This window comes from Streptomyces sp. NPDC058145, from assembly GCF_042884245.1.
Classification (GTDB): domain Bacteria; phylum Actinomycetota; class Actinomycetes; order Streptomycetales; family Streptomycetaceae; genus Streptomyces.
In genome coordinates this window covers 158751-179686 of sequence record NZ_JBHVUH010000001.1, presented here as the reverse complement: position 1 = coordinate 179686, position 20936 = coordinate 158751, and the positions used below count along the sequence as shown (strand labels likewise).

Genomic DNA, 20936 nt, shown 5'->3' with positions numbered 1-20936 from the left:
GCTTGATCCGCCGGACCTGAACGCAGCACAGGAGTGGTACCGCAAAGCCATCGAGGCCGGCAACACCGAGTGCATGCGTGACCTCGGCCTTCTTTTCGCCAACCAACTTGATCCGCCGGACCTGAACGCAGCACAAGAGTGGTACCGCAAAGCCATCGAGGCCGGCAACACCGAGTGCATGCGTGACCTCGGCATTCTGTTCGCCACCCTGAATCCGCCGGACCTGGACGCAGCACAGGAGTGGTTCCGCAAAGCCATCGGGGCCGGCAACACCGAGTGCATGCGTGACCTCGGCATTCTGTTCGCCACCCAGAATCAGCCGGACCTGGACGCAGCACAGGAGTGGTACCGCAAGGCCATCGAGGCCGGCAACACCGAGGCGATGTGTGACCTCGGCCTTCTTTTCGCCAACCAGCTTGATCCGCCGGACCTGAACGCGGCACAAGAGTGGTACCGCAAAGCCATCGAGGCCGGCAACACCGAGGCGATGTGTGGCCTCGGCCTTCTTTTCGCCACCCAGAATCCGCCGGACCTGGACGCAGCACAGGAGTGGTACCGCAAGGCCATCGAGGCCGGCAACACCGACGCGATGCGTGACCTCGGCCTTCTTTTCGCCAACCAGTTTGATCCGCCGGACCTGGACGCCGCAGAGGAGTGGTACCGCAAGGCCATCGAGGCCGGCAGCACCGATGCCATAGCCAATATTGGAGACCTGCGGTCACGACAGGGTGACAAAGCAGGTGCTGTAGATGCATGGCGCCGGGCCCTGGAGAGCCCGGGAGGCTCCCGCCAGTCGATCGCTGCAGCACGCTTCGCGCTTGCGGCGCTGGAAGCCCTCGATGGTCATAAGGACGAAGCCCGAGCACTATTGGATGATGTCGAGGCTAGTGGGTTCGTCATTGCAGCCCACTGTGCCGCCCTGCTGAGCACGCACGACGCTACCCGAGCGAAGGCTCGGGAATCACTCGCTGCCCACGAGGAGGACACGGATGCATTGAACTTCCTAGGCCTAGCGGCACGCGAGGCCAACGACCTAGCCGCCGCGAGAACCTACTGGAACCAATCCACTGCTGCTCTTGACACAGTCGCGCCGTTGTTGCTTCACCTGACCAATGGTGACTGACGCCATAGGTGCTGTCCCAACCCACGGCGTGAGGGATGGCTCGTCTCCCCGATCCGTGGAGTGCGAGCAAAGCCGGCTCACACACCAGACCCAATCAGGGTGCCCGCGCGGGCGGCATCTGGAGGCGTTCTTCGGCTGCCTGTACTACGCGGCCATGCGGCCGGCCGAAGCCGCCGGACTGCGCGCGGATCAATGCCACTCCCCGGAAACGGGATGGGGCATGCTCACCCTGCGGCAGGGCATCGTCCGCGCCGGGCGGAGCTGGACGAACGACGGGACGGCTCACGAGATGCGCCACCTCAAGGCCCGCGCTGAGAAGGATTCCCGACCGGTGCCCATCCCTCCGCACTTCGTCCGCATGCTGCGGCAGCACATCGCAGCGCAGGGGACGGCGCCTGACGGCCGACTCTTCCGGACGAACCGCAACGGCTTACTACAGGAGACCGGCTATGGGGAGGTGTGGGCAAAGGCCCGCCGGGACGTGCTGAGCGAGGCAGAGACAGCCTCGCTGCTGGCCTGCCGCCCCCACGACCTTCGGCACGCTGGAGTGTCGTTCTGGCTCAGTTCCGGCGTGGACGCGATGGAGTGCGCCCGCCGCGCCGGCCACAGCATCGCAGTGCTGCACAAGGTGTACGCCAAGGTACTTGACCAGACCCGAGAGCGGGCCAACAGCCGGATCGACGCGGCTCTCCGGGAGTGGAACGAGCCGGAGTGATCATGCTCTCCCCCGGGGGACACCTGGGGGACACACACTGATCGAAAGTGGGATGCACGCGGTATCAGGTGAGACACGTCCGCGTCCCGTCCGCGACGAATCGAACGGGGATAAGCAACGAGAAACCCCCTCCCACCTGCCGTGATGGCTGGTCGGAGGGGGTCTTCCCCAGTGTGGCGGCGCCAGGATTCGAACCTGGGAAGGCTGAGCCGGCAGATTTACAGTCTGCTCCCTTTGGCCGCTCGGGCACACCGCCGGGGTCGCTGCCCTTCGAACCGCTTCTTGGCGGCGCTCTGTGGCAACGACGTAAACAATACCCGATGCGTGGGGGTGCTTCGCCACCCGATTGATCTCCACCTCTCGGGTCCCGGGGTGGCTAGGCTGGTGCGGATGCGGCCCGGCGCCACGCCGGGTTCGGCGGCCGCCGCCACGCACCCGATACGCACCCCGATACAAGGAGCCACAGGACATGGCCGACTCCAGTTTCGACATCGTCTCGAAGGTCGAGCGGCAGGAGGTCGACAACGCCCTCAACCAGGCCTCCAAGGAGATCTCGCAGCGCTACGACTTCAAGGGCGTGGGTGCCTCGATCTCGTGGTCCGGCGACAAGATCCTCATGGAGGCGAACTCCGAGGACCGGGTGAACGCCGTCCTCGACGTCTTCCAGTCCAAGCTGATCAAGCGCGGCATCTCACTGAAGGCGCTGGACGCGGGCGAGCCTCAGCTCTCCGGCAAGGAGTACAAGATCTTCGCGACGATCGAGGAGGGCATCTCTCAGGAGAACGCGAAGAAGGTCGCCAAGATCATCCGTGACGAGGGCCCGAAGGGCGTGAAGCCCCAGGTCCAGGGCGAGGAGCTGCGGGTCACCTCCAAGAACCGCGACGACCTCCAGACCGTGATCGCCCTCCTGAAGGGCAAGGACTTCGACTTCGCGCTGCAGTTCGTCAACTACCGGTAGGACGGCGCGGTCCGGCACCGGCGGGGACCGCGGCAGGCGCCGGCAGGCCGTTTGCCGGGTCAGAGCAGAAAGGGTGGGCACCGGACGGTGCCCACCCTTCGGTCGCTCCTCGGCGCCTCCCGCCGCCCACGCCTCAGTCGCGCGAGTTGCCGAACAGGAGGCGGTAGACGATCAGCAGGACCAGCGAGCCGCCGATCGCGGCGGCCCAGGTCGCGCCGTCGTAGAAGTGCTTGCTTATCGGGTGGTCCAGCCAGCGGGACGAGATGTAGCCGCCGATGAACGCGCCCGCGATGCCGATGAGGGTCGTGCCGATGAAACCGCCCGGGTCGCGGCCCGGAAGCAGGACCTTGGCGATGGCTCCGGCCAGAAGCCCCAGGATGATCCAACCGATGATGCTCATGCCGTGAACCTGCCCTTCCGCGCTGTCTCCGCACTGGCCGGCCCTTGAGAATCCGGTGAGGATCGGCTGTCGGTCGCGCGCGTGTTCGTGCCGTGTCGAGGGAGAGGACGTCTCGAGTACACCCGCCGGTTGCGGTGATCAGTAGGGTGCGGCGCATGACAGCTTCCGGAACCGCACTGCGGCGCACTCTGGGCGTGCGGGACGCCGTGGTCGTCGGCCTCGGCTCGATGCTCGGGGCCGGCGTGTTCTCCGCCCTGGGGCCGGCCGCCCGTGCCGCCGGGCGTGGGCTGCTGCTGGGGCTGGCCGTCGCGGCCGTCGTGGCCTACTGCAACGCCATGTCCTCGGCCCGCCTGGCCGCCCGCTATCCGGCGTCGGGCGGGACGTATGTGTACGGCAGGGAGCGGCTGGGCGAGTTCTGGGGGTATCTGGCCGGCTGGGCCTTCGTGGTCGGCAAGACGGCCTCCTGCGCGGCCATGGCGCTCACCGTTGGGGCGTACGTGTGGCCGGGGCAGGCGCACGCGGTGGCGGTGGCGGCCGTGGTGGTCCTGACCGCCGTGAACTACGGCGGCATCCAGAAGTCGGCGTGGCTCACGCGGGTGATCGTGGCCGTGGTGCTGGCCGTCCTCGCCGCGGTGGTGGTCGCGTGCCTCGCCTCCGGGCGCATGGACGCCGGGCGGCTCGGCCCCGGGCCGACGACGGGGGTCGGCGGTGTGCTCCAGGCGGCCGGCCTGCTGTTCTTCGCGTTCGCCGGGTACGCGCGGATCGCCACGCTCGGCGAAGAGGTGCGGGATCCGGCGCGCACCATTCCGCGCGCCGTTCCGGTGGCTCTCGGTATCACCCTGGTGGTGTACGCGGCGGTCGCGGTGGCCGTTCTCGGCGTGCTCGGCGCCGGCCGGCTGGGGCACGCGGCGGCACCGCTGGCCGACGCGGTGCGCGCGGCCGGGGTGCCGGGGCTCGTGCCGGTGGTCCGGGTAGGGGCCGCGGTGGCGGCGCTGGGGTCGCTGCTCGCGCTGATCCTGGGGGTGTCCCGGACGACGCTCGCCATGGCCCGCGACGGTCATCTCCCCCGGGTGCTGGCCGCCGTGCATCCGCGGTTCCAGGTGCCGCACCGGGCCGAGCTGGCCGTGGGCGCGGTGGTCGCCGTACTGGCCGCCACGGTGGACGTGCGCGGCGCGATCGGCTTCTCCTCGTTCGGCGTCCTGGCCTACTACGCCGTGGCCAACGCCTCGGCCTGGACGCTGAGCCCGGCCCCGCGGGCACGGGTGATGCCGGCGTTGGGGCTGCTGGGCTGCGCCACGCTGGCGTTCGCCCTCCCCGCGGTCTCGGTCGCCGTGGGGGCGGGCGTGCTCGCCGTGGGCGTGGTGGCCTACGGCGTGCGACGGTGGTGGGCGGGCCGCGGTCGGCGCGGAGGCAGCCCGCAGCCCCGGAAGGGGGCGTGACCCGGCGCCAACCGCTCCCACCTGCCGCCTGACGGGTACTCAGAGCCTCGGGGGACCTCGGCGGGCCGCGAACGGCTGGCCCGTGGGCACGATCTCGCGCCCCAGCGGGAACAGGGACACCGGGATCAGCTTGGAGTCGGCGATGCCGAACGGGATGCCGATGGTCGTCAGGCAGAGGGCGACGCCGGTGGTGATGTGGGCCGGCGTCAGCCACCGGCCGGCCGGCAGCAGCCACAGGACGTTGCCGACGCACGAGGGGGCACCCGCGTCGCGCCGCTCGACCGTGGTGTACCCGAAGGGCCACACGGCGAAGGGGACTGCCGTCGAACGTTCCCGATCACGCTACAAGGCCTCTCCGGTTCCGCCTGAGGGAATGATCGGCTGATACTGGTGGTAGCAGGCATGCCGACGGACCGACCTGGAGAGGCACCGATCATGAAGGTGTTCAACCTGCTGCTCAACATCCTGTGGCTCGTCCTCTGCGGCCTCTGGATGGCGATCGGCTACCTCATCGCTGCCCTGATCTGCTTCATCTTGATCATCACGATCCCGTTCGGCGTCGCGTCCCTGCGGATCGCCGGCTTTGTCCTCTGGCCGTTTGGCCGCACCACTGTGGAGCGGCCGGGCGCTGGAGCTGGATCCTTCATCGGGAATGTGATCTGGGTGATCTTCGCGGGGTGGTGGCTGGCTTTGGCCCACCTGGTCACCAGCATCCCGCTGTTCCTGTCGATCATCGGTATCCCGTTCGGATGGGCCAACCTGAAGCTCATCCCCATCTCCCTCATGCCGTTGGGGCGTGAGGTGGTGCCGTCGGACGACGGATTCGCCGGGCACTGAACACAGCGGCAAGCCGCAGGAGCCGGCTGCCGAGTGGATCGGGATGGCGGAGGGAGGCGCTGCCGCCCGGGGCGACCGGATCGCCGACCTCGACCGACGGATCGAGGGCATGAACGCGTCCATTGCCGCCGTCATCGTGGCCACCGCCAAACCAGCAAGTCAGCAGATGCCGTCGAGGCGGCCACGGCAGTGCTGAAATCCAGGCTTCGAAGCACTTCAATGCCTGGGCTTCCGGTGACACCTGGACCCGCGTGAACGCTGCGCTGCCCGCGAGCAGGTATCCGAGGGCCAGTCAGAAGCCGCTCGGGATGAGCCGGATGGCGTCGCGGATGATCTTCACTGTGGACGCCCTGCCATCTTCTCGAGCCGGGAGATGCGGTCCGCCATGGGCGGGTGCGTGGAGAACATCCTGGCCAGTCCCTGGCCCGCCCGGAAGGGGTTCGCGATCATCATGTGGCTCGCGGTCTCGATCCGGGGTTCGGGGGGCAGCGGGAGCTGCTGGGTACCGAGCTCCAGCTTGCGCAGAGCACTGGCCAGGGCCAGCGGGTCGCCGGTGAGCTGGGCGCCCGAGGCGTCCGCCTCGTACTCCCTGGACCGGCTGATGGCCAGCTGGATGAGGGAGGCGGCGAGCGGGCCCAGGATCATGATCAGCAGCATGCCGAGCAGGCCGGGGCCTTCGTCGTCGTCGGAGCGGCCGATGGGGATCAGCCAGGCGAAGTTGACCAGGAACATGATCACCGAGGCGAGGGCGCCGGCGACCGAGGAGATGAGGATGTCGCGGTTGTAGACATGGCTCAGCTCGTGGCCGATGACGCCGCGCAGTTCGCGCTCGTCGAGCAGGCGCAGGATGCCCTCCGTGCAGCACACCGCCGCGTTGCGCGGGTTGCGGCCGGTCGCGAAGGCGTTGGGCGCCTCCGTCGGTGAGATGTACAGGCGGGGCATGGGCTGCCGGGCCTGCGTGGAGAGGTCGCGGACCATCCGGTACAGCGCGGGGGCCTCGAACTCGCTGACCGGGCGGGCCCGCATCGCGCGGAGCGCCAGCTTGTCGCTGTTCCAGTACGCGTACGCGTTCGTGCCCAGCGCGATCAGGACCGCCACGATCAGTCCCGTACGGCCGAAGAAGCTGCCGATGACGATGATGAGCGCGGACAGTCCCCCGAGGAGTACTGCGGTCCTTAGCCCGTTGTGCCGGCGGTGCACGGTACGCCCTCCAAGTCGTGCTGCAGGGGAACGCTTTGGTCCAGTGGACCCTCCCGCTCTGGTCAACGCGAGGCGGCCGCCGCGAGTTCCCTGGTGCGGGGGGCGGCGCGCGTCGGCCGTACGGGTGACGTGCGCTTACGGCCTTCCGCGCGCGTGGGGCCACGGGTGCCCCACGCGCGCGTGGCGAGTCCTCAGAACAGGCCGGTGGCGGCGAAGCGCAGGACCAGCTGGGGTGCGCCGGAGAGCGCCACGCCGAGGACGCCGGTGAGGGCGAGGGCGGCGGTGAGGGGGGCCGGGAGCCGGTGCCGGACGGGTGTGCCCTCGGGTGTGCGGAACAGCAGGGCCGTCCACTGGAGGTAGTAGAAGAGGGCGATCGCCACGTTGACGGCCATGACGACGGCGAGCCAGCCCAGGCCGGCGTCGACGGCCGCGGAGAACACGGTGACCTTGGCGAACAGGCCGATGACGCCGGGCGGCAGCCCGGCGAGGCACAGCAGGAAGAAGGCCAGCAGCAGGGCGGTGACCGGGTTGGCGGCGTAGAGGCCACGGTAGTCGCTGATCCGGTTGAGGGACTTCGTGCGTCCCACCAGGGCGGCCACCGCGAACGCGCCGAGGTTCACGGCGGCGTACATGAGGGCGTAGGCGACGGTGGAGCCGATCGCCTTCTGGGGGTCCTTGGAGTATCCGGCGGCGGCGATCGGTACGAGGAGGTAGCCGGCCTGGCCGACGGAGGACCAGGCGAGCAGTCGTACGGCGCTGTACGCGCGCGTGGCCTGCTGGCGCAGGGCGCCGACGTTGCCGACGGTCATGGTGAGGGCGGCCAGGGCGGCGAGCGCGGGCCCCCAGGCGTCGGCGTACGACGGGAAGGCGACGACGGTGACGAGGATCAGCCCGGAGAAGCCGACGGCCTTGCCGACGACCGACAGGTAGGCGGCGATGGGCAGCGGCGCGCCCACGTAGGTGTCGGGCACCCAGAAGTGGAAGGGGACGGCGGCGGTCTTGAAGGCGAAGCCCACCAGGGTGAGGACGACACCGGTCTGGGCGAGGGTGTGCAGCTGGCCGTCGACGTGCTGGATGCGCTGGGCGACCTGGGTGAGGTAGAGGGTGCCGGTGGAGGCGTAGACGAAGCTGATGCCCAGCAGGCTGACCGCGGTGGCGGTGACCGAGGACAGGAAGAACTTCAGGGCCGCCTCGGAGGACCGTTTGTCGCCGTGCCGGATGCCGACGAGCGCGAAGGCCGGCAGGGAGGCGACCTCCAGGGCGACGACGAGGGTGGCCAGGTCGCGGGAGGCGGGCAGCAGGGCGGCGCCGGCCGCGGAGGACAGCAGCAGGAACCAGAACTCCCCGGCCGGGATGCGCCGCCGCTCGTCGCCGAGGTTCGTCACCGACAGCAGGGCCGCCAGCAGGGCGCCGCCGAGGACGAGGAACTGGATGACGAGGGTGAAGTGGTCGGCGGTGTAGCTGCACGCGCGCGCGGGGGCGGGCAGGCAGAAGGTGCTGCGGTCGCCGTCCAGGAGCGGCAGCAGCATCAGTGTGGCCACGGCCAGGCCGGCCACGGAGGTCCAGCCGAGGATGGGCTTGCGCGCCTCGGGGAGGAAGAGGTCGGCGACGAGGACCGCGAGCGCCATGACCGCGGCGATGGTGGGCGGCGCGATCGCGAGCCAGTCGACGGACTGGACCAGCGACTGGGCCAGGGGCTGGGCCAGGGCGCTCATCGGGTGCCTCCTGCGAGGAGCTGCTGCACGGCCGGGTCGGTCAGTCCGAGCAGGGCCCGGGGCCACAGTCCGGCGAGGACGGTGAGGGTGACGAGCGGGGTCCAGGCCGCGAACTCGTAGCCGTGCACGTCGGCGAGGGTGGTCGGGGCCTGCTGCGGTACGGCGCCCATGCAGACCCGGCGGACCACGATCAGCATGTACGCGGCCGTCAGCAGGGTGCCGAACGCGCCGATCGCCATGAAGGTGAGGAACGCGGGTCGGCTGAGGCCGGCGGCCGGGCTGAACGAGCCGAACAGGGCCAGCATCTCGCCCCAGAATCCGGCGAGGCCCGGCAGGCCGAGCGAGGCGACGGCGCCGAAGGCGAGCAGGCCGCCGAGGCGGGGGGCCTTGGCGTAGAGGGCGGCACCGGTCTGGAATTGAGCCGGCGCGGCGGAGCCGCTCGTTGCGGGGCGGTGGTCGGGCGACGGGAGGGCGAGGGTGTCGAGGTCGGTGGTGCCGGTGCGGTCCTTCAGCGCGCCGACCAGGAAGAAGAGCAGGCCGGTGATGAGGCCGTGGGCGATGTTGGCGAACAGGGCGCCGTTGACGCCGGTCGGGGTCATGGTGGCGATGCCGAGCAGGACGAAGCCCATGTGGCCGACGGAGGAGTAGGCGATGAGCCGCTTGAGGTCGCCCTTCGCGCCCTGCTTGGCCAGGGCCAGGCAGGCCAGGGAACCGTAGATGATCCCGACCACGGCGAAGGCGGCGAGGTACGGCGCGAAGGTACGGAAGCCGTCCGGCGCGACCGGCAGCAGGATGCGGACGAAGCCGTACGTGCCCATCTTCAGCAGGACGCCGGCCAGCAGTACCGAGCCGACGGTCGGGGCGGCGGTGTGGGCGTCGGGCAGCCAGCTGTGCAGCGGCCACATCGGCGTCTTGACCGCGAGTCCGATCCCGATCGCCAGAACGGCGATGACCTGCACGGATGTGGTCAGTGACCGCCCGTTGTCAGTGGCGAGTGCCACCATGTCGAACGTGCCCGCCTTGATTCCGATCAGGAGCAGGCCGAGCAGCATGACCACGGAGCCGAGCAGCGTGAACAGGATGAACTTCCACGCGGCCCGGGTACGGCCCTCGCCGCCCCAGCGGGCGATGAGGAAGTACATCGGGATGAGCACCGTCTCGAACGCGAGGAAGAACAGCAGCAGGTCGAGGACGGCGAAGGTCGCGAGGGTGCCGGTCTCGAGCAGGAGCAGCAGTGCGACGAACGCCTTCGGGGACGGGCCCGACGGCGACTTGAAGTAGGAGTAGAGCGCGCAGAGAAAGGCCAGCAGCGCGGTCAGGACCAGAAGGGGGAGGGAGATGCCGTCGATGCCGAGGTGGATCCGCACGTCGAGTGCGGGGATCCAGCTGATGTCGGTCGTGGCCTGCATCTTCGCCGGGTGGTCGTGGTCGAAGCCGAGCGCGAGGACGACGGCGGCGATGAGGATCACGCCGGTCACGGTGACGCCGTGCCGCAGCACGGCCTGCTCGGGCGACTTCCCCTTCAGTCCGGGCGGGGCCGGGAGGAGAGCGGTGGCGGCGCCGAGGAGCGGGCCTGCGACGACGAACGCCAGAAGGAACCGCATCACGGACTCGTTGATATCGATCACGCCTGCTCACGCTCCCGTGGCGACGAGGAGGACGGCGACCGCCAGGACGACGGTGCCGGCGAGCAGCGCGCTCACATAGGTCTGCACATTGCCGGTCTGCGCCCGCCGTACGGCGGCCCCGAGCAGCCGGGGCAGGGCGGCCGCGCCGCGTACGTAGGTGTCGACGACCTCCCGGTCGAGGAACCGGACGAGACTCGCGCCGGCCTGGACCGGGCGGACGAACAGCGCCGAGTACACGGCGTCCAGGTGGAAGCCGGTGGCCGCGTGCCGGTGCAGCGGGCCGAGCAGCAGCCGTCCGGGGTCCGCCGGGTCGGGCGCCTGGGCGATGTCGCCGTAGGCGGGCTTGTGGCTGGCGATGGCCTCGGCCTCGACCAGTCCGGCGTCGCCCTCGGGGTGGGCGGCGACGGCACCCAGCGGGACCCGGGCGGCGAGCGCGGTGGTGCGCTGCCAGGCGCCGTAGGTGAGGAGTCCGCCGACCACGGCGAGGCCGGTGCCGAGGATGGAGGTGAGGAGGGTCGCGGTCAGGTCGCGGCCGTCGAGCCAGCCGGGCAGCGAGCGGTAGGTGAGCCCGCCGAAGGCCAGGGACGGCACGGCGAGGACCCACAGCACCACGGTCATCGTCAGCGGCTGGCGGCCGTGGTCGGGGGCCTCGGCGCCCCGGCCGCGGAAGGCCAGCAGCCACAGCCGGGTGGCGTAGGCGGCGGTGAGCAGGGCGGTGACCAGGCCTGCGACGAGCACGAGCCAGCCGGCGGCACCGGGAGCCTGGGCGGTGTGGCCGGTGGCCACGTGCTCGGCGGCGCCGAGGACGGACTCCTTGGAGAAGAAGCCGCTGAACGGCGGGATCGCGGCGAGCGCGAGCAGGGCCACGGTCATCGTCCAGTAGGCGTCCGGGACGCGTTCACGCAGGTGGCCCATGCGGGACATGGCGGCCAGCGAGTTGGTGCCGGCGGCGTGGATGATCACGCCTGCGGCGAGGAACAGCAGCGCCTTGAAGGCGCCGTGCGACAGGAGGTGGAAGACGGCGGCGCCGCGGTCGCCGACGGCGAGGGCGCCGGTCATGTAGCCGAGCTGGCCGATCGTCGAGTAGGCGAGGACGCGCTTGATGTCGTCCTGGGCGAGGGCGGCGAGACCGGAGCCGGTCATCGTGACGGCGGCCATGACGGCGAGGACCACCATCGCGGCACGTGAGGCCTCGAAGAGCGGGAGGAGACGGGCGACGAAGTAGACACCGGCGGCGACCATCGTCGCGGCGTGGATGAGTGCCGAGACGGGCGTGGGGCCCGCCATCGCGTCGGGGAGCCAGGTGTGCAGCGGGAACTGTGCCGACTTGCCGGCGACGCCCGCGAGCAGCAGCAGGGCGATGACCGTCGGGTGGTCGATGCCGCCGTTCGCCACGGCGTCGAGGACGCGGGGGATGCTGAACGATCCGGCGTCGGTGCCCAGGGCGAACAGGCCGATGAGGAACGGCACGTCGCCGAGCTTGGTGACCACGAAGGCCTTCAGGGAGGCGGCGCGGGCCTCGGAGGTCTCCCAGTAGTGGCCGACCAGGAAGTAGGAGCAGATGCCCATGACTTCCCAGCCGACCAGCAGCACGATCAGGTCGCCGGAGTAGACGACCAGGAGCATCGCGGAGGTGAACAGGGAGACGAGGGCGGCGTAGGAGGGGTAGCGCGGGTCGTCGCGCAGATAGCCGGTCGAGTAGATCTGCACGCAGGTCGCGACGAAGGCGACCAGGACGGCGACGAGCGCGGCGAAGCCGTCGATGTCCAGGGCGAGGTCGATCGGCACCGAGCCGGTGGGCGTCAGCTCGGTGTGGGCCTCGATGGCCTGGCCGCCGCCCTGCCGTACGGCGACCAGCGCGGCCGCCACCAGCGCGGCAAGGGTGGGCAGTACGGCGAGCGGGCGGACGAGACCGGGGGCGGTGCGGCCGAGCAGCAGTCCGGCGGCAGCGCCCAGGAACGGCAGGAGGGGGACGAGGACGGCGAGGGTGGTCGTGGTCACGCGGTGGCCTCAGCCTTCTCGGCCGCGGGGGTGTCGGTGCCGGGGTCGGTGTCGTCGCCGTGGCCCTCGGCGGTGTCACGGAGCCTGTCGATGTCGGAGGTGCCGCGGTTGCGGTACACGGCGAGCACGATCGCCAGTCCGATGCCGATCTCGGCGGCGGCGATGGCGATGGTGAACAGGGTCAGCGCCTGGCCGGAGTGCAGCGTCTCCTGGGCGGCCCGGCTGAGCCAGACGTCGAAGGCGACCAGGTTGAGGTTGACGGCGTTGAGCATCAGCTCGACGGACATCAGGACGAGGATCGCGTTGCGGCGGGCGAGGACGCCGTACAGGCCGGTGCAGAACAGGAGGGCGGAGAGTACGGCGGGATAGGCGAGGTGCATCAGCGGACGCCTTCCTTCTCGCCGGGGGTGCCGGCCGCGGAGGCGGCGCCGGGAGGCGGATCCGCCGCTGCCGCCTTGCGGGACAGGACGATCGCGCCGACCAGGGCCGCGAGGAGCAGGACGGACAGCGCCTCGAAGGGCAGGACCCAGTTCTGGAACAGGCTCTGGCCGGTGACACGGGTGGTGCCGGCCGCCGGGCCGTCCAGGTCGATCCAGGTGCTGCGGAACGCGTCGACGACCACCCACACCAGGGCTGCCGCGGCGGCGACCGCGACGGTCAGGGCGGCCCAGCGGTTGCCGGAGTCGGCGTCCGGCGAGCGGCCGATGGGGGCCCTGGTGAGCATCAGACCGAACAGGAGGAGGACGACGACGGAGCCGACGTAGATGAGGACCTGCACCCAGGCGATGAACTCGGCGGTGAGCAGGAGGTACTCGACGGCCAGGCCGCCGAGCGCGACCACCAGCCACAGGGCGGCGTGCACGAGCTGCCGGGTGGTGACGGTGACGAGCGCGGCGCCGAGGGTGACCAGGCCGACGAGGAGGAAGGCGATCTCCACGCCGGTCGGGGACAGGAAGCCGTGCTGGGCTGCGGCGAGGCTCATGACCGCTCCTCCCCCTGCTCGGCGGCCTGCTGGGCGCCGAGCTTCTCGGCGGTCTTGCGGGCCGCGGCGATCTCCTTCGGCTCCTCCGCGCCCGGGTCGAGGGCGGGCGGGGCCGGGACGGTCCACATCCACTCGCGGAGCTTGTCGCGTTCGTGGGTGAGCTCGCGGATGTCGGTCTCGGCGTACTCGAACTCCGGGGACCAGAACAGGGCGTCGAAGGGGCAGACCTCGATGCAGATACCGCAGTACATGCACAGGGAGAAGTCGATGGCGAACCGGTCGAGGACGTTGCGGCTGCGCTCGCGCCCGCCGGGGGCGGCCGGCGGGACCGTCTCCTTGTGCGAGTCGATGTAGATGCACCAGTCCGGGCACTCGCGGGCGCACAGCATGCAGACCGTGCAGTTCTCCTCGAACAGAGCGATGACACCGCGCGTGCGGGGCGGCAGTTCGGGCAGGGCGTCCGGGTACTGCTCGGTGACGGTCTTCCTCGTCATCGTGCGCAGGGTGACGGCGAGGCCCTTGGCCAGGCCGCTGCCGGGAATCGGAGCCATGGCTACTGGATCACCACCTTGACGATGCCGGTGAGGGCGATCTGGGCGAGGGAAAGGGGGACGAGGAGGGTCCAGGAGAACTTCTGGAGCTGGTCCTCGCGCAGGCGGGGGTAGGTCACGCGGAGCCAGATGACGACGAAGGCGAGGATCGCGGTCTTCAGCAGGGTCCACAGCCAGCCCAGGCCGTCGGCGCCCCATGGGCCGTGCCAGCCGCCCAGGAAGAGGACGGTGGTCAGGCCGCACAGGACGACGATGCCGGCGTACTCGGCGAGGAGGAACAGCGCGAACCTCAGACCGGTGTACTCGGTGTACGCGCCGAAGATGATCTCCGAGTCGGCGACGGGCATGTCGAAGGGCGGCCGCTGCAGCTCGGCGAGGCCGGCCACGAAGAACACGGTCGCGCCGACGATCTGCCACGGCAGCCACCACCAGTGGAAGGCGTGCACGATGCCGGGCAGGGAGACCGTGCCGGCCGCCATGGTGACGGAGGCCGCGGCGAGCAGCATGGGCAGCTCGTAGGCGAGGAGCTGGGCCGCCGTGCGCAGGCCGCCGAGCAGGGAGAACTTGTTGGCGCTCGCCCAGCCGGCCATCAGCGAACCGAGGACGCCGACGCCCATCACCGCGAGCACGAAGAAGATCCCCGCGTCCAGCACCTGTCCGACGGCCCCCTCGCCCGGCCCGATCGGGATGGCGAGCAGGACGAGCAGGTACGGCAGCAGGGCCACGGCCGGGGCGAGCTGGAAGACGCGGCGGTCGGCGCCGGCCGGGACCACGTCCTCCTTCTGCGCGAACTTCACACCGTCGGCGATGAGCTGGGCCCAGCCGTGGAATCCGCCCGCGTACATCGGGCCGAGGCGGCCCTGCATGTGGGCCATCACCTTGTGCTCGGTCTGGCCCACGATCAGGGGGAAGGTGAGGAAGACGACGAACACGACCAGGAGTCGCAGGACGGCGTCCAGCGCGTCGTTCACCGCGGGCCTCCTGTGGGGTCGTCGGGGGTGGGGGGTTCTTCGCGGCTCTGGGACTCTTGAGCGTCCTGGGGTTGCTGAGCCTGCTGGGCGTCAGGAGCGTCCTGGGGTTCCTGGGCTCGCGCGGCTTCTCGGGCTCGCTCGGCCTTCGGGGCCTGCTCGGCCTCCTGGGCTCGCTCAGCCTCCGGGCCTCGCTCGGCCTGCGCCGGTTCCTGGGCCCGCGCCGGTTCCTGGGCGCCCTCGGGCCGCTCGTCGAAGGCCGGGCGCGCGTGGTGCCACGGGGCGTCCGAGCTACGCGAGGCCGTACCTCGGCGGGTGGAGCCGTCCGGTGCCGCCGGTTCAGCCGGTTCAGCGGGGGGCTGGGGCCGCTGCGAGGCCGAGCCTCCCGAGGCGCTTCGCGCACGGCGCGGCCGGGCCGACGCCGGCCCGGGCTCATGCGCCACCGAGGCCTCCGCGGCCGGTCCCTCCGCCGCCGTCTGCGTGGCGTCGCCCTCGACCGCGGCCTGCTCGCGCACCGCCGCGTCCTCGGCCGGCGCCGCCGACTGGCTCACCGAGCCTTCGCTCGCGCTCCTCGTCCGACGAGGCCGCGCCCCGGCGCCGGCGGTTCCTGCGGCTCCGCCGGCTCCAGTGGGTCCGGCCGCTCCAGTGAGTCCGGCGGCTCCGCTTACTCCGGCAGCTCCAGCAGCCCCAGCAGCCCCAGCAGCCCCAGCAGCAGCATCCCCGGCCTGGCTGGCGGAGCCCTCCGACGCCGTGCGGGTCCGCCGTACCGGGCGCTCACCCGCGGCGCGTGCCGGGCGCTCGCCCGCCGCGCGCCCCGCGCCGCGGGCCGGGCGCGCCGGGGCGGGAGGCAGTTGGCCCTTCAGCGGGCCCCACTCGTTCGGGTCGGGGACGCCCGGCGGCAGCATCTGGCGGCGCTTGGGGCCACCGTGGTCGGACTCCCCGGGCTCCTTGGCGCCCGGCCAGGCCTTGGCCACCCGGGCCGCGAGGACGAAGTCCTTGCGCAGGGGGTGTCCCTCGAAGGTCTCCGGGAGGAGCAGGTGTTCCAGGCCCGGGTGGCCCTCGAAGACGACCCCGAACATCTCGTGCGTCTCGCGCTCGTGCCAGGCCGCGCCCGCGTAGACGCCGACGGCGGACGGCAGCGTCGGCGCCTCGTGCGGCACGGTCGTGCGGACCAGGAGACGGCGGACCGGGTGGAGGGCCACGACATGGGCCGAGACGCGGAAGCCCGTCCCCGGTTCGTCGACCGCGCTCAGCCAGTCGAAGTAGGTGCAGTGGAGGGTGGTGCGGGCCGTCTCCAGGGCGGTGAGCCAGGAGGACGGCGGTACGTCCACGGTCAGGACCTCGTACGACTCCTCGGCCGTGGCGTCGGGGCCGAAGAGTTCCCCGGCGGGTGCGGGCAGCCAGCCGGCCGTGCTCATCACGCGTCCCCTTCCAGGGCGGGCGCCGGGGGCTTCACCAGGTCGCTGCGCAGCGCTTCCGCGGACGGGCGGGCGGTCCCGTACCGGTGCTCGAGCGACTCGCGGGCGATCTTCTCCTGGAGCTTGAGGATGCCCTGGAGCAGCGCCTCGGGGCGCGGCGGGCAGCCCGGTACGTACACGTCGACCGGGATGATCTGGTCGACGCCCTTGGTGACGGAGTACGAGTCCCAGTACGGGCCGCCGCAGTTGGAGCAGGCGCCGAAGGAGATGACGTACTTCGGCTCCGGCATCTGCTCGTACAGGCGCTTCACGGCCGGTGCCATCTTGTCCGTCACCGTTCCCGAGACGACCATCAGGTCGGCCTGGCGGGGGCCCGGCGCGAAGGGGATGACACCGAGGCGGATGAAGTCGTGGCGGGCCATCGACGCGGCGATGAACTCGATCGCGCAGCAGGCGAGGCCGAAGTTGAACACCCACAGCGAATAGCGCCGGCCCCAGTTCAGGACCACCTTCATCGGCTCGGGGGCGAGCCGGGCGAGGGCGCCCAGCCTCTTGGGCTCCGGAAGCAGGACGGGCTCCGCGGCGGACGGGTTCTCCGGGGCGGACGGGTTCTCCGGGGCGGACGGGTTCACGTCCATGTCAGCACCCCCTTCTTGTAGGCGTACAGCAGGCCCACGGCGAGGAAGCCCAGGAAGATGAACATCTCCACCAGGGTGGTCGCGCCGTAGCCGGGGGCGGCGAAGACCGTCGCCCACGGGAACAGGAAGATCGAGTCGACCGCGAAGATCACGTAGAGGAAGGCGTAGACGTAGTAGCGGACCTGGGTGTGGGCCCAGCCCTCGCCGACGGGGTCGACGCCGCACTCGTAGGTGAGCAGTTTCTCCGGGGTGGGCACCACCGGGCGCAGTAGCCGGCCGGCGCCGAAGGCGACCGCGACGAAGAGCACGCCGATGAGCGCGAGCAGTCCCACGACCGAGTAGGACCAGAAGTAGCCGGCCGTGACGTCCGCCGCGGCGACCGTCGAGTCCCCCAACGTCTCCCGCACCGTCCGCCTCGCTCCCTGACCTCGTGACCTTGGTGAACCCGGTGCAGTGAACCCCTGTGCTGCGACCTGATTCGAGGATCTGTACGCACCGGAGTCTAGGCCCTGATAAAGACACGGTAAGCAGCCCGTCACGGCGTGAGACGCGGGGACCGGGCGGGGGGTGGGGTTTTCCCCAGGAAACGGGGGCGGCGGACCGCATGGCACAAGGGGCGCCGGGCACGGCAGGCTGGCTCGCATGACCGCTTCCGCCTCCGCCTCCAGCCGTACCGAAGGCTCCGACCGTCTTCCTGCCGACCGTCTGCCGCCCGCCCGTATGGCCCTCGACGCGCGCACCTGGAAGGAGATCGCGCATCTCCTGCTGAACCTGCCGGTGGCGCTGCTCGGCTTCACATACGTGTTCACGGTGGTGCTCCTCAGCGGGGTCCTCACCCTGACGGTGATCGGGCTGCCGCTGCTCGCCGTCTGCCTGTTGGGCGCCCGGCAGCTCGGCAAGCTGGAGCGGAGCCGGTCCCGGGCGCTGCTCGGGGTGCGGGTGGACGAGCCGTCACCGCTGCCGCTCGTCCGGGGCGGCGGGATGTTCCAGCGGCTGTGGCTGGCGCTGAAGGACCCGGTGGGCTGGCGGACGCTGCTGTACGACCTCATCCGGCTGCCCTGGGGCATCCTCACCTTCTGCACCGTGCTGACCTCGCTGTTCGTGCTGTGGCCGGTGCTGCCGTTCATCGCGCGGGGGCTTACCAACGTGGACCGGGCGATGGTGCGGGGGCTGCTGTCGCCCTCCGACGAGCTGGAGCGGCGGATCGCCGAGCTGGAGTCGGACCGGGGGGTCGTGGTCGACACGGCGGCCGCCGACCTGCGGCGCATCGAGCGCGACCTGCACGACGGGGCGCAGGCCCGGCTGGTCAACCTCGCCATGGGCCTGGGCCTGGCGAAGGAGAAGCTGCTGGAGGATCCCGACTCGGCCGCCACGATGGTGGAGGAGGCGCACGGCGAGGTGAAGCTCGCGCTGCAGGAGCTGCGCGACCTGGCCCGGGGCATCCATCCCGCGGTGCTGACCGACCGCGGCCTGGACGCGGCCCTGTCCTCCGTCGCCTCCCGCTGCACGGTGCCGGTGAAGGTGACGGCGGACCTGCCGGCCCGGCCCGCCGCGGCCATCGAGGGCATCGCCTACTTCACCGTCTCCGAGCTGCTGCAGAACATCAGCAAGCACAGTCAGGCGCGCTCCGCCTCGGTCGACGTCTGGCGGGCCGAGGACCGGCTGCTCATCCAGGTCCGGGACGACGGGGTCGGCGGTGCCCGGCTGGAGAGCGGCAGCGGCATGCGGGGCCTGGCGGAGCGACTGGGCGCGGTGGACGGCCTGTTCGTGGTCGACTCCCCGGTCGGCGGCCCGACGGTGGTCACGGCGGAGCTGCCCTGGCGGGACCGCAGGGAATAGCCACCCCGCCCCGCGCCACCCCAACGGGCCCCGCCCGCGTGGGGTGGGGAAAACCCCCGGGTCGAGACGCCGACGGCCTCCATGGTTCCCGAGGTCGCGGCCCGCCACGCTGGACACACGGCCGCAGCAGCGCCGCCAGGACGAGGAGAACGGACGACACCGATGGCCACGGAGTACGGACAGGGGTACGGGCGGGACCACGGGCACCCCGCCGGATCCGGCTTCCCCGCCCACGACGGGGAGCGGCGCCATCGGCTGCCCGCCGTCCTGCGGGCGCCCGTCGAGGCTCGGAGCCTGCGCGAGTTCGGCTATGTGCTGCTGAGCCTGCCGATCGCGATCGTGCTGTTCTGCTGGGCGGTCACGATGGTGTCGCTCGGCGCCGGCCTGCTCATCACCTTCCTCGGGGTCCCGGTGCTGGCGGCGGCGCTCGCCGGCTGCCGTGGCTTCGGCGTACTGGAGCGCACGCGCGCGCGTGCGCTGCTGGGCCTGGAGGTGGCCGACCCGGAGCCGCTGCGCACGGCCAGGCCGGAGGTGTTCGCGTGGATGGGCGCGGTGCTGAAGAGCGGTGTGTCGTGGCGTCATCTGCTGTACGCGCTGATGCAGTTCCCCTGGGCGGTGTTCTCGTTCGTCGTGGCGGTGAACTTCTGGACGATCGGCTGGGCGCTGCTGACGTATCCGCTGTGGTTCTGGGTGTTCCCGATGTACGCGGGACAGGGCGGTCTGCAGCTGTACGGCGACGCGCACCACAGCGTCTACCTCGACAACCCGTTCGAGATCACCGTGACGGCGCTGGTGGGCCTGGTGTTCACCCTGGCCACGCCGTGGATCGTGCGGGGGCTGACGACGGTGGACGGGCTGCTGGTGCGCGGGCTGCTGGGGCCGTCGCGGTTGTCGGCGCGGGTCGTGGAGCTGGAGTCGGACCGGGGGGTCGTGGTCGACACGGCGGCCGCCGACCTGCGCCGCATCGAGCGCGACCTGCACGACGGGGCGCAGGCGCGGCTGGTCAACCTCGCCATGGATCTGGGGCTGGCGAAGGAGAAGCTGCGGGAGGACCCGCGGGAGGCGGCCCGGATGGTGGAGGACGCCCACGGCGAGGTGAAGACGGCCCTGCGGGAGCTGCGCGATCTGGCGCGCGGCATCCACCCGGCGGTGCTGACCGACCGCGGCCTGGACGCGGCCCTGTCCGCCGTCGCATCCCGTTGCGCGGTCCCGGTGCGGGTGGAGGTCGATCTGCCGTCCCGGCCCGCCCCTGCCATCGAGGGCATCGCCTACTTCACCGTCTCCGAGCTGCTGCAGAACATCAGCAAGCACAGCCGGGCACGCTCCGCCTCGGTCGACGTCTGGCGTGCGGAGGACCGGCTGCTCATCCAGGTGCTGGACGACGGGATCGGCGGCGCCGACGCCGCCCGGGGCTCGGGCCTGGCGGGACTGGCCGGCCGGCTGGACGCGGTGGACGGGGTCCTGGTCGTGGACTCACCGGAGGGCGGCCCCACCCGGGTGATCGCCGAACTCCCCTGGCGTGGCTGAACGGACGCGTCCGGACCAAGCTGCGCCGGCGCGCACGCGTCCAGGCCAGGGCAGGCCGGCCGGGCCGGGCAGGGCAGGAACACGCGCCGCACGGCTGTTTCCCCCGGTCCTGCGCGCGCCGCCCCGAATGCTGGAATGCTTGACCTCCGTACGAGACGCCGTCGGAAGGTCGGGCTGTGGGGGGCCGGGAGATCGTGGAGAACAGGGTGCGGGTGGTCATCGCCGAGGACTCGGTGCTGCTCAGAGAGGGCCTGACCCGGTTGCTGACCGACCGCGGGCATGACGTCGTGGCCGGCGTCGGGGACGCGGAGGCGCTGCTCAAGACCATCGCCGACCTGGACTCGCAGGGTGAGCTGCCCGATGTGGTGGTGGCGGACGTGCGGATGCCGCCGACCCACACCGACGAGGGGGTGCGGGCGGCCGTTCGGCTGCGCAGGACGCACCCGGGGCTCGGGGTGCTGGTGCTGTCGCAGTACGTGGAGGAGCGGTACGCCACCGAACTGCTGGCCGGTTCCAGCCGGGGCGTGGGCTACCTGCTCAAGGACCGGGTCGCCGACGTGCGGGAGTTCGTCGACGCGGTGGTGCGGGTCGCCGGGGGCGGCACGGCGCTGGACCCGGAGGTGGTCGCGCAGCTGCTCGGGCGCAGCCGCAAGCAGGACGTGCTGGCGGGGCTCACCCCGCGGGAGCGCGAGGTGCTGGGGCTGATGGCGGAGGGCCGGACGAACTCGGCGGTCGCCCGGCAGCTCGTGGTCAGCGACGGGGCCGTGGAGAAGCACGTCAGCAACATCTTCCTGAAGCTCGGCCTGTCCCCGAGCGACGGCGATCACCGGCGTGTTCTGGCCGTTCTGACCTATCTGAACTCGTGACGGACCGACACTCGTCAGCAGGGTGTCAGTCCGTCCGGCTTCTGTGGAGCCGGTACCGGGTGGATGAGGGCCGGAGGAAGGAACCTGAAAGACGCACAGGCGCGGCGAGCCGGTTGACCGTAGCTTGGGCG

19 protein-coding genes, 1 tRNA gene and 2 pseudogenes are annotated in these 20936 nt (G+C 71.3%); 8 read left to right on the top strand and 14 right to left on the bottom strand.

Going from position 1 to position 20936, the window contains the following annotated elements; genetic code table 11:
• Together ACFVVO_RS00865 and ACFVVO_RS00860 are read left to right on the top strand one after the other, a co-directional pair.
• A partial coding sequence (locus ACFVVO_RS00865) for a tetratricopeptide repeat protein (protein ID WP_390050849.1) occupies nt 1-1123 on the top strand: 1123 nt, incomplete at its 5' end.
• A gap of 103 nt (nt 1124-1226) precedes the next feature.
• Nucleotides 1227-1838, top strand: a pseudogene (locus ACFVVO_RS00860) (site-specific integrase); the annotation flags it as partial.
• Between the two features lie 174 nt (nt 1839-2012).
• Here the strand turns inward: ACFVVO_RS00860 and ACFVVO_RS00855 are convergent.
• A tRNA-Tyr gene (locus ACFVVO_RS00855) sits at nt 2013-2094 on the bottom strand.
• A 213-nt stretch (nt 2095-2307) separates the two neighbouring features.
• Here ACFVVO_RS00855 and ACFVVO_RS00850 point away from each other — a divergent pair.
• Entirely contained in the window at nt 2308-2796 is a 489-nt protein-coding gene (locus tag ACFVVO_RS00850; RefSeq protein ID WP_390050848.1) for a YajQ family cyclic di-GMP-binding protein, read from the top strand.
• Nucleotides 2797-2929: 133 nt separating this feature from the next.
• On the opposite strand, the gene ACFVVO_RS00845 is transcribed toward ACFVVO_RS00850, so the two are convergent.
• Nucleotides 2930-3196, bottom strand: coding sequence for a GlsB/YeaQ/YmgE family stress response membrane protein (locus tag ACFVVO_RS00845; protein WP_199211572.1), 267 nt, complete (start codon nt 3194-3196; stop codon nt 2930-2932).
• Between the two features lie 155 nt (nt 3197-3351).
• Between ACFVVO_RS00845 and ACFVVO_RS00840 the strand changes: the two genes are divergently transcribed.
• The gene (locus tag ACFVVO_RS00840) at nt 3352-4635 is read left to right on the top strand and encodes an APC family permease (RefSeq protein ID WP_390050847.1); all 1284 of its coding nucleotides are present in this window, start codon (nt 3352-3354) and stop codon (nt 4633-4635) included.
• A 39-nt stretch (nt 4636-4674) separates the two neighbouring features.
• On the opposite strand, the pseudogene ACFVVO_RS00835 reads toward ACFVVO_RS00840, so the two are convergent.
• Nucleotides 4675-4947, bottom strand: a pseudogene (locus tag ACFVVO_RS00835) (YccF domain-containing protein); the annotation flags it as partial.
• 123 nt (nt 4948-5070) lie between these two features.
• On the opposite strand from ACFVVO_RS00835, the gene ACFVVO_RS00830 reads away from it, so the two are divergent.
• Nucleotides 5071-5472 carry a YccF domain-containing protein gene (locus tag ACFVVO_RS00830; RefSeq protein WP_390050846.1) on the top strand — a complete coding sequence of 134 codons (402 nt, stop codon included), beginning with the start codon at nt 5071-5073 and terminating at the stop codon, nt 5470-5472.
• Nucleotides 5473-5808: 336 nt separating this feature from the next.
• On the opposite strand, the gene htpX is transcribed toward ACFVVO_RS00830, so the two are convergent.
• From htpX to ACFVVO_RS00775, 11 genes are all read right to left on the bottom strand, one after another.
• Nucleotides 5809-6672 carry a zinc metalloprotease HtpX gene (htpX, locus tag ACFVVO_RS00825; RefSeq protein ID WP_390050845.1) on the bottom strand — a complete coding sequence of 288 codons (864 nt, stop codon included), beginning with the start codon at nt 6670-6672 and terminating at the stop codon, nt 5809-5811.
• A gap of 191 nt (nt 6673-6863) precedes the next feature.
• Nucleotides 6864-8387 (bottom strand): NADH-quinone oxidoreductase subunit N, encoded by a 1524-nt coding sequence (locus ACFVVO_RS00820; RefSeq protein WP_390050844.1) that lies wholly within the window; start codon nt 8385-8387, stop codon nt 6864-6866.
• On the bottom strand, nt 8384-10015 hold the full coding sequence (locus tag ACFVVO_RS00815) for an NADH-quinone oxidoreductase subunit M (RefSeq protein ID WP_390050843.1): 1632 nt from the start codon (nt 10013-10015) through the stop codon (nt 8384-8386). Before ACFVVO_RS00815 ends, ACFVVO_RS00820 begins: the two co-directional genes overlap by 4 nt.
• Before the next feature lie 6 nt (nt 10016-10021).
• Nucleotides 10022-12016, bottom strand: coding sequence for an NADH-quinone oxidoreductase subunit L (locus tag ACFVVO_RS00810; protein ID WP_390050842.1), 1995 nt, complete (start codon nt 12014-12016; stop codon nt 10022-10024).
• Complete coding sequence (gene nuoK, locus ACFVVO_RS00805; RefSeq protein ID WP_390050841.1) at nt 12013-12396, bottom strand: NADH-quinone oxidoreductase subunit NuoK; 384 nt, start codon at nt 12394-12396, stop codon at nt 12013-12015. The genes ACFVVO_RS00810 and nuoK overlap by 4 nt, the downstream gene beginning before the upstream one ends.
• Nucleotides 12396-12998 (bottom strand): NADH-quinone oxidoreductase subunit J, encoded by a 603-nt coding sequence (locus ACFVVO_RS00800; protein WP_390050840.1) that lies wholly within the window; start codon nt 12996-12998, stop codon nt 12396-12398. Before ACFVVO_RS00800 ends, nuoK begins: the two co-directional genes overlap by 1 nt.
• Nucleotides 12995-13549 (bottom strand): NuoI/complex I 23 kDa subunit family protein, encoded by a 555-nt coding sequence (locus ACFVVO_RS00795; RefSeq protein ID WP_390050839.1) that lies wholly within the window; start codon nt 13547-13549, stop codon nt 12995-12997. Before ACFVVO_RS00795 ends, ACFVVO_RS00800 begins: the two co-directional genes overlap by 4 nt.
• Before the next feature lie 2 nt (nt 13550-13551).
• Nucleotides 13552-14520: an NADH-quinone oxidoreductase subunit H gene (locus ACFVVO_RS00790; protein ID WP_390050838.1), complete on the bottom strand. Its 969-nt coding sequence runs from the start codon at nt 14518-14520 to the stop codon at nt 13552-13554.
• Nucleotides 14517-15935, bottom strand: a complete 1419-nt coding sequence (locus ACFVVO_RS00785) for an NADH-quinone oxidoreductase subunit C (protein WP_390050837.1) — start codon at nt 15933-15935, stop codon at nt 14517-14519. The genes ACFVVO_RS00790 and ACFVVO_RS00785 overlap by 4 nt, the downstream gene beginning before the upstream one ends.
• The gene (locus ACFVVO_RS00780) at nt 15935-16573 is read right to left on the bottom strand and encodes an NADH-quinone oxidoreductase subunit B (protein WP_390050836.1); all 639 of its coding nucleotides are present in this window, start codon (nt 16571-16573) and stop codon (nt 15935-15937) included. The genes ACFVVO_RS00785 and ACFVVO_RS00780 overlap by 1 nt, the downstream gene beginning before the upstream one ends.
• On the bottom strand, nt 16564-16980 hold the full coding sequence (locus ACFVVO_RS00775; RefSeq protein WP_390050835.1) for an NADH-quinone oxidoreductase subunit A: 417 nt from the start codon (nt 16978-16980) through the stop codon (nt 16564-16566). Before ACFVVO_RS00775 ends, ACFVVO_RS00780 begins: the two co-directional genes overlap by 10 nt.
• Nucleotides 16981-17215: 235 nt before the next feature.
• On the opposite strand from ACFVVO_RS00775, the gene ACFVVO_RS00770 reads away from it, so the two are divergent.
• The 3 genes from ACFVVO_RS00770 (at nt 17216) to ACFVVO_RS00760 (ending at nt 20805) form a co-directional block, all read left to right on the top strand.
• On the top strand, nt 17216-18412 hold the full coding sequence (locus tag ACFVVO_RS00770; protein ID WP_390050834.1) for a sensor histidine kinase: 1197 nt from the start codon (nt 17216-17218) through the stop codon (nt 18410-18412).
• 162 nt (nt 18413-18574) lie between these two features.
• Complete coding sequence (locus ACFVVO_RS00765) at nt 18575-19939, top strand: sensor histidine kinase (RefSeq protein ID WP_390050833.1); 1365 nt, start codon at nt 18575-18577, stop codon at nt 19937-19939.
• Nucleotides 19940-20145: 206 nt separating this feature from the next.
• A complete protein-coding gene (locus ACFVVO_RS00760; protein ID WP_390051539.1) occupies nt 20146-20805 on the top strand; it encodes a LuxR C-terminal-related transcriptional regulator in 660 nt (219 codons plus the stop codon).
• Nucleotides 20806-20936 lie beyond the last annotated feature (131 nt).

Bases quoted from the DNA above. Each gene is read 5' to 3' on its own strand.
- ACFVVO_RS00850 (WP_390050848.1), top strand. From the start codon at position 2,308: ATGGCCGACTCCAGTTTCGACATCGTCTCGAAGGTCGAGCGGCAGGAG.
- ACFVVO_RS00845 (WP_199211572.1), bottom strand. From the start codon at position 3,196: ATGAGCATCATCGGTTGGATCATCCTGGGGCTTCTGGCCGGAGCCATC.
- ACFVVO_RS00840 (WP_390050847.1), top strand. From the start codon at position 3,352: ATGACAGCTTCCGGAACCGCACTGCGGCGCACTCTGGGCGTGCGGGAC.
- ACFVVO_RS00830 (WP_390050846.1), top strand. From the start codon at position 5,071: ATGAAGGTGTTCAACCTGCTGCTCAACATCCTGTGGCTCGTCCTCTGC.
- ACFVVO_RS00820 (WP_390050844.1), bottom strand. From the start codon at position 8,387: ATGAGCGCCCTGGCCCAGCCCCTGGCCCAGTCGCTGGTCCAGTCCGTC.
- nuoK (WP_390050841.1), bottom strand. From the start codon at position 12,396: ATGCACCTCGCCTATCCCGCCGTACTCTCCGCCCTCCTGTTCTGCACC.
- ACFVVO_RS00800 (WP_390050840.1), bottom strand. From the start codon at position 12,998: ATGAGCCTCGCCGCAGCCCAGCACGGCTTCCTGTCCCCGACCGGCGTG.
- ACFVVO_RS00795 (WP_390050839.1), bottom strand. From the start codon at position 13,549: ATGGCTCCGATTCCCGGCAGCGGCCTGGCCAAGGGCCTCGCCGTCACC.
- ACFVVO_RS00785 (WP_390050837.1), bottom strand. From the start codon at position 15,935: ATGAGCACGGCCGGCTGGCTGCCCGCACCCGCCGGGGAACTCTTCGGC.
- ACFVVO_RS00780 (WP_390050836.1), bottom strand. From the start codon at position 16,573: ATGGACGTGAACCCGTCCGCCCCGGAGAACCCGTCCGCCCCGGAGAAC.
- ACFVVO_RS00770 (WP_390050834.1), top strand. From the start codon at position 17,216: ATGACCGCTTCCGCCTCCGCCTCCAGCCGTACCGAAGGCTCCGACCGT.
- ACFVVO_RS00765 (WP_390050833.1), top strand. From the start codon at position 18,575: ATGGCCACGGAGTACGGACAGGGGTACGGGCGGGACCACGGGCACCCC.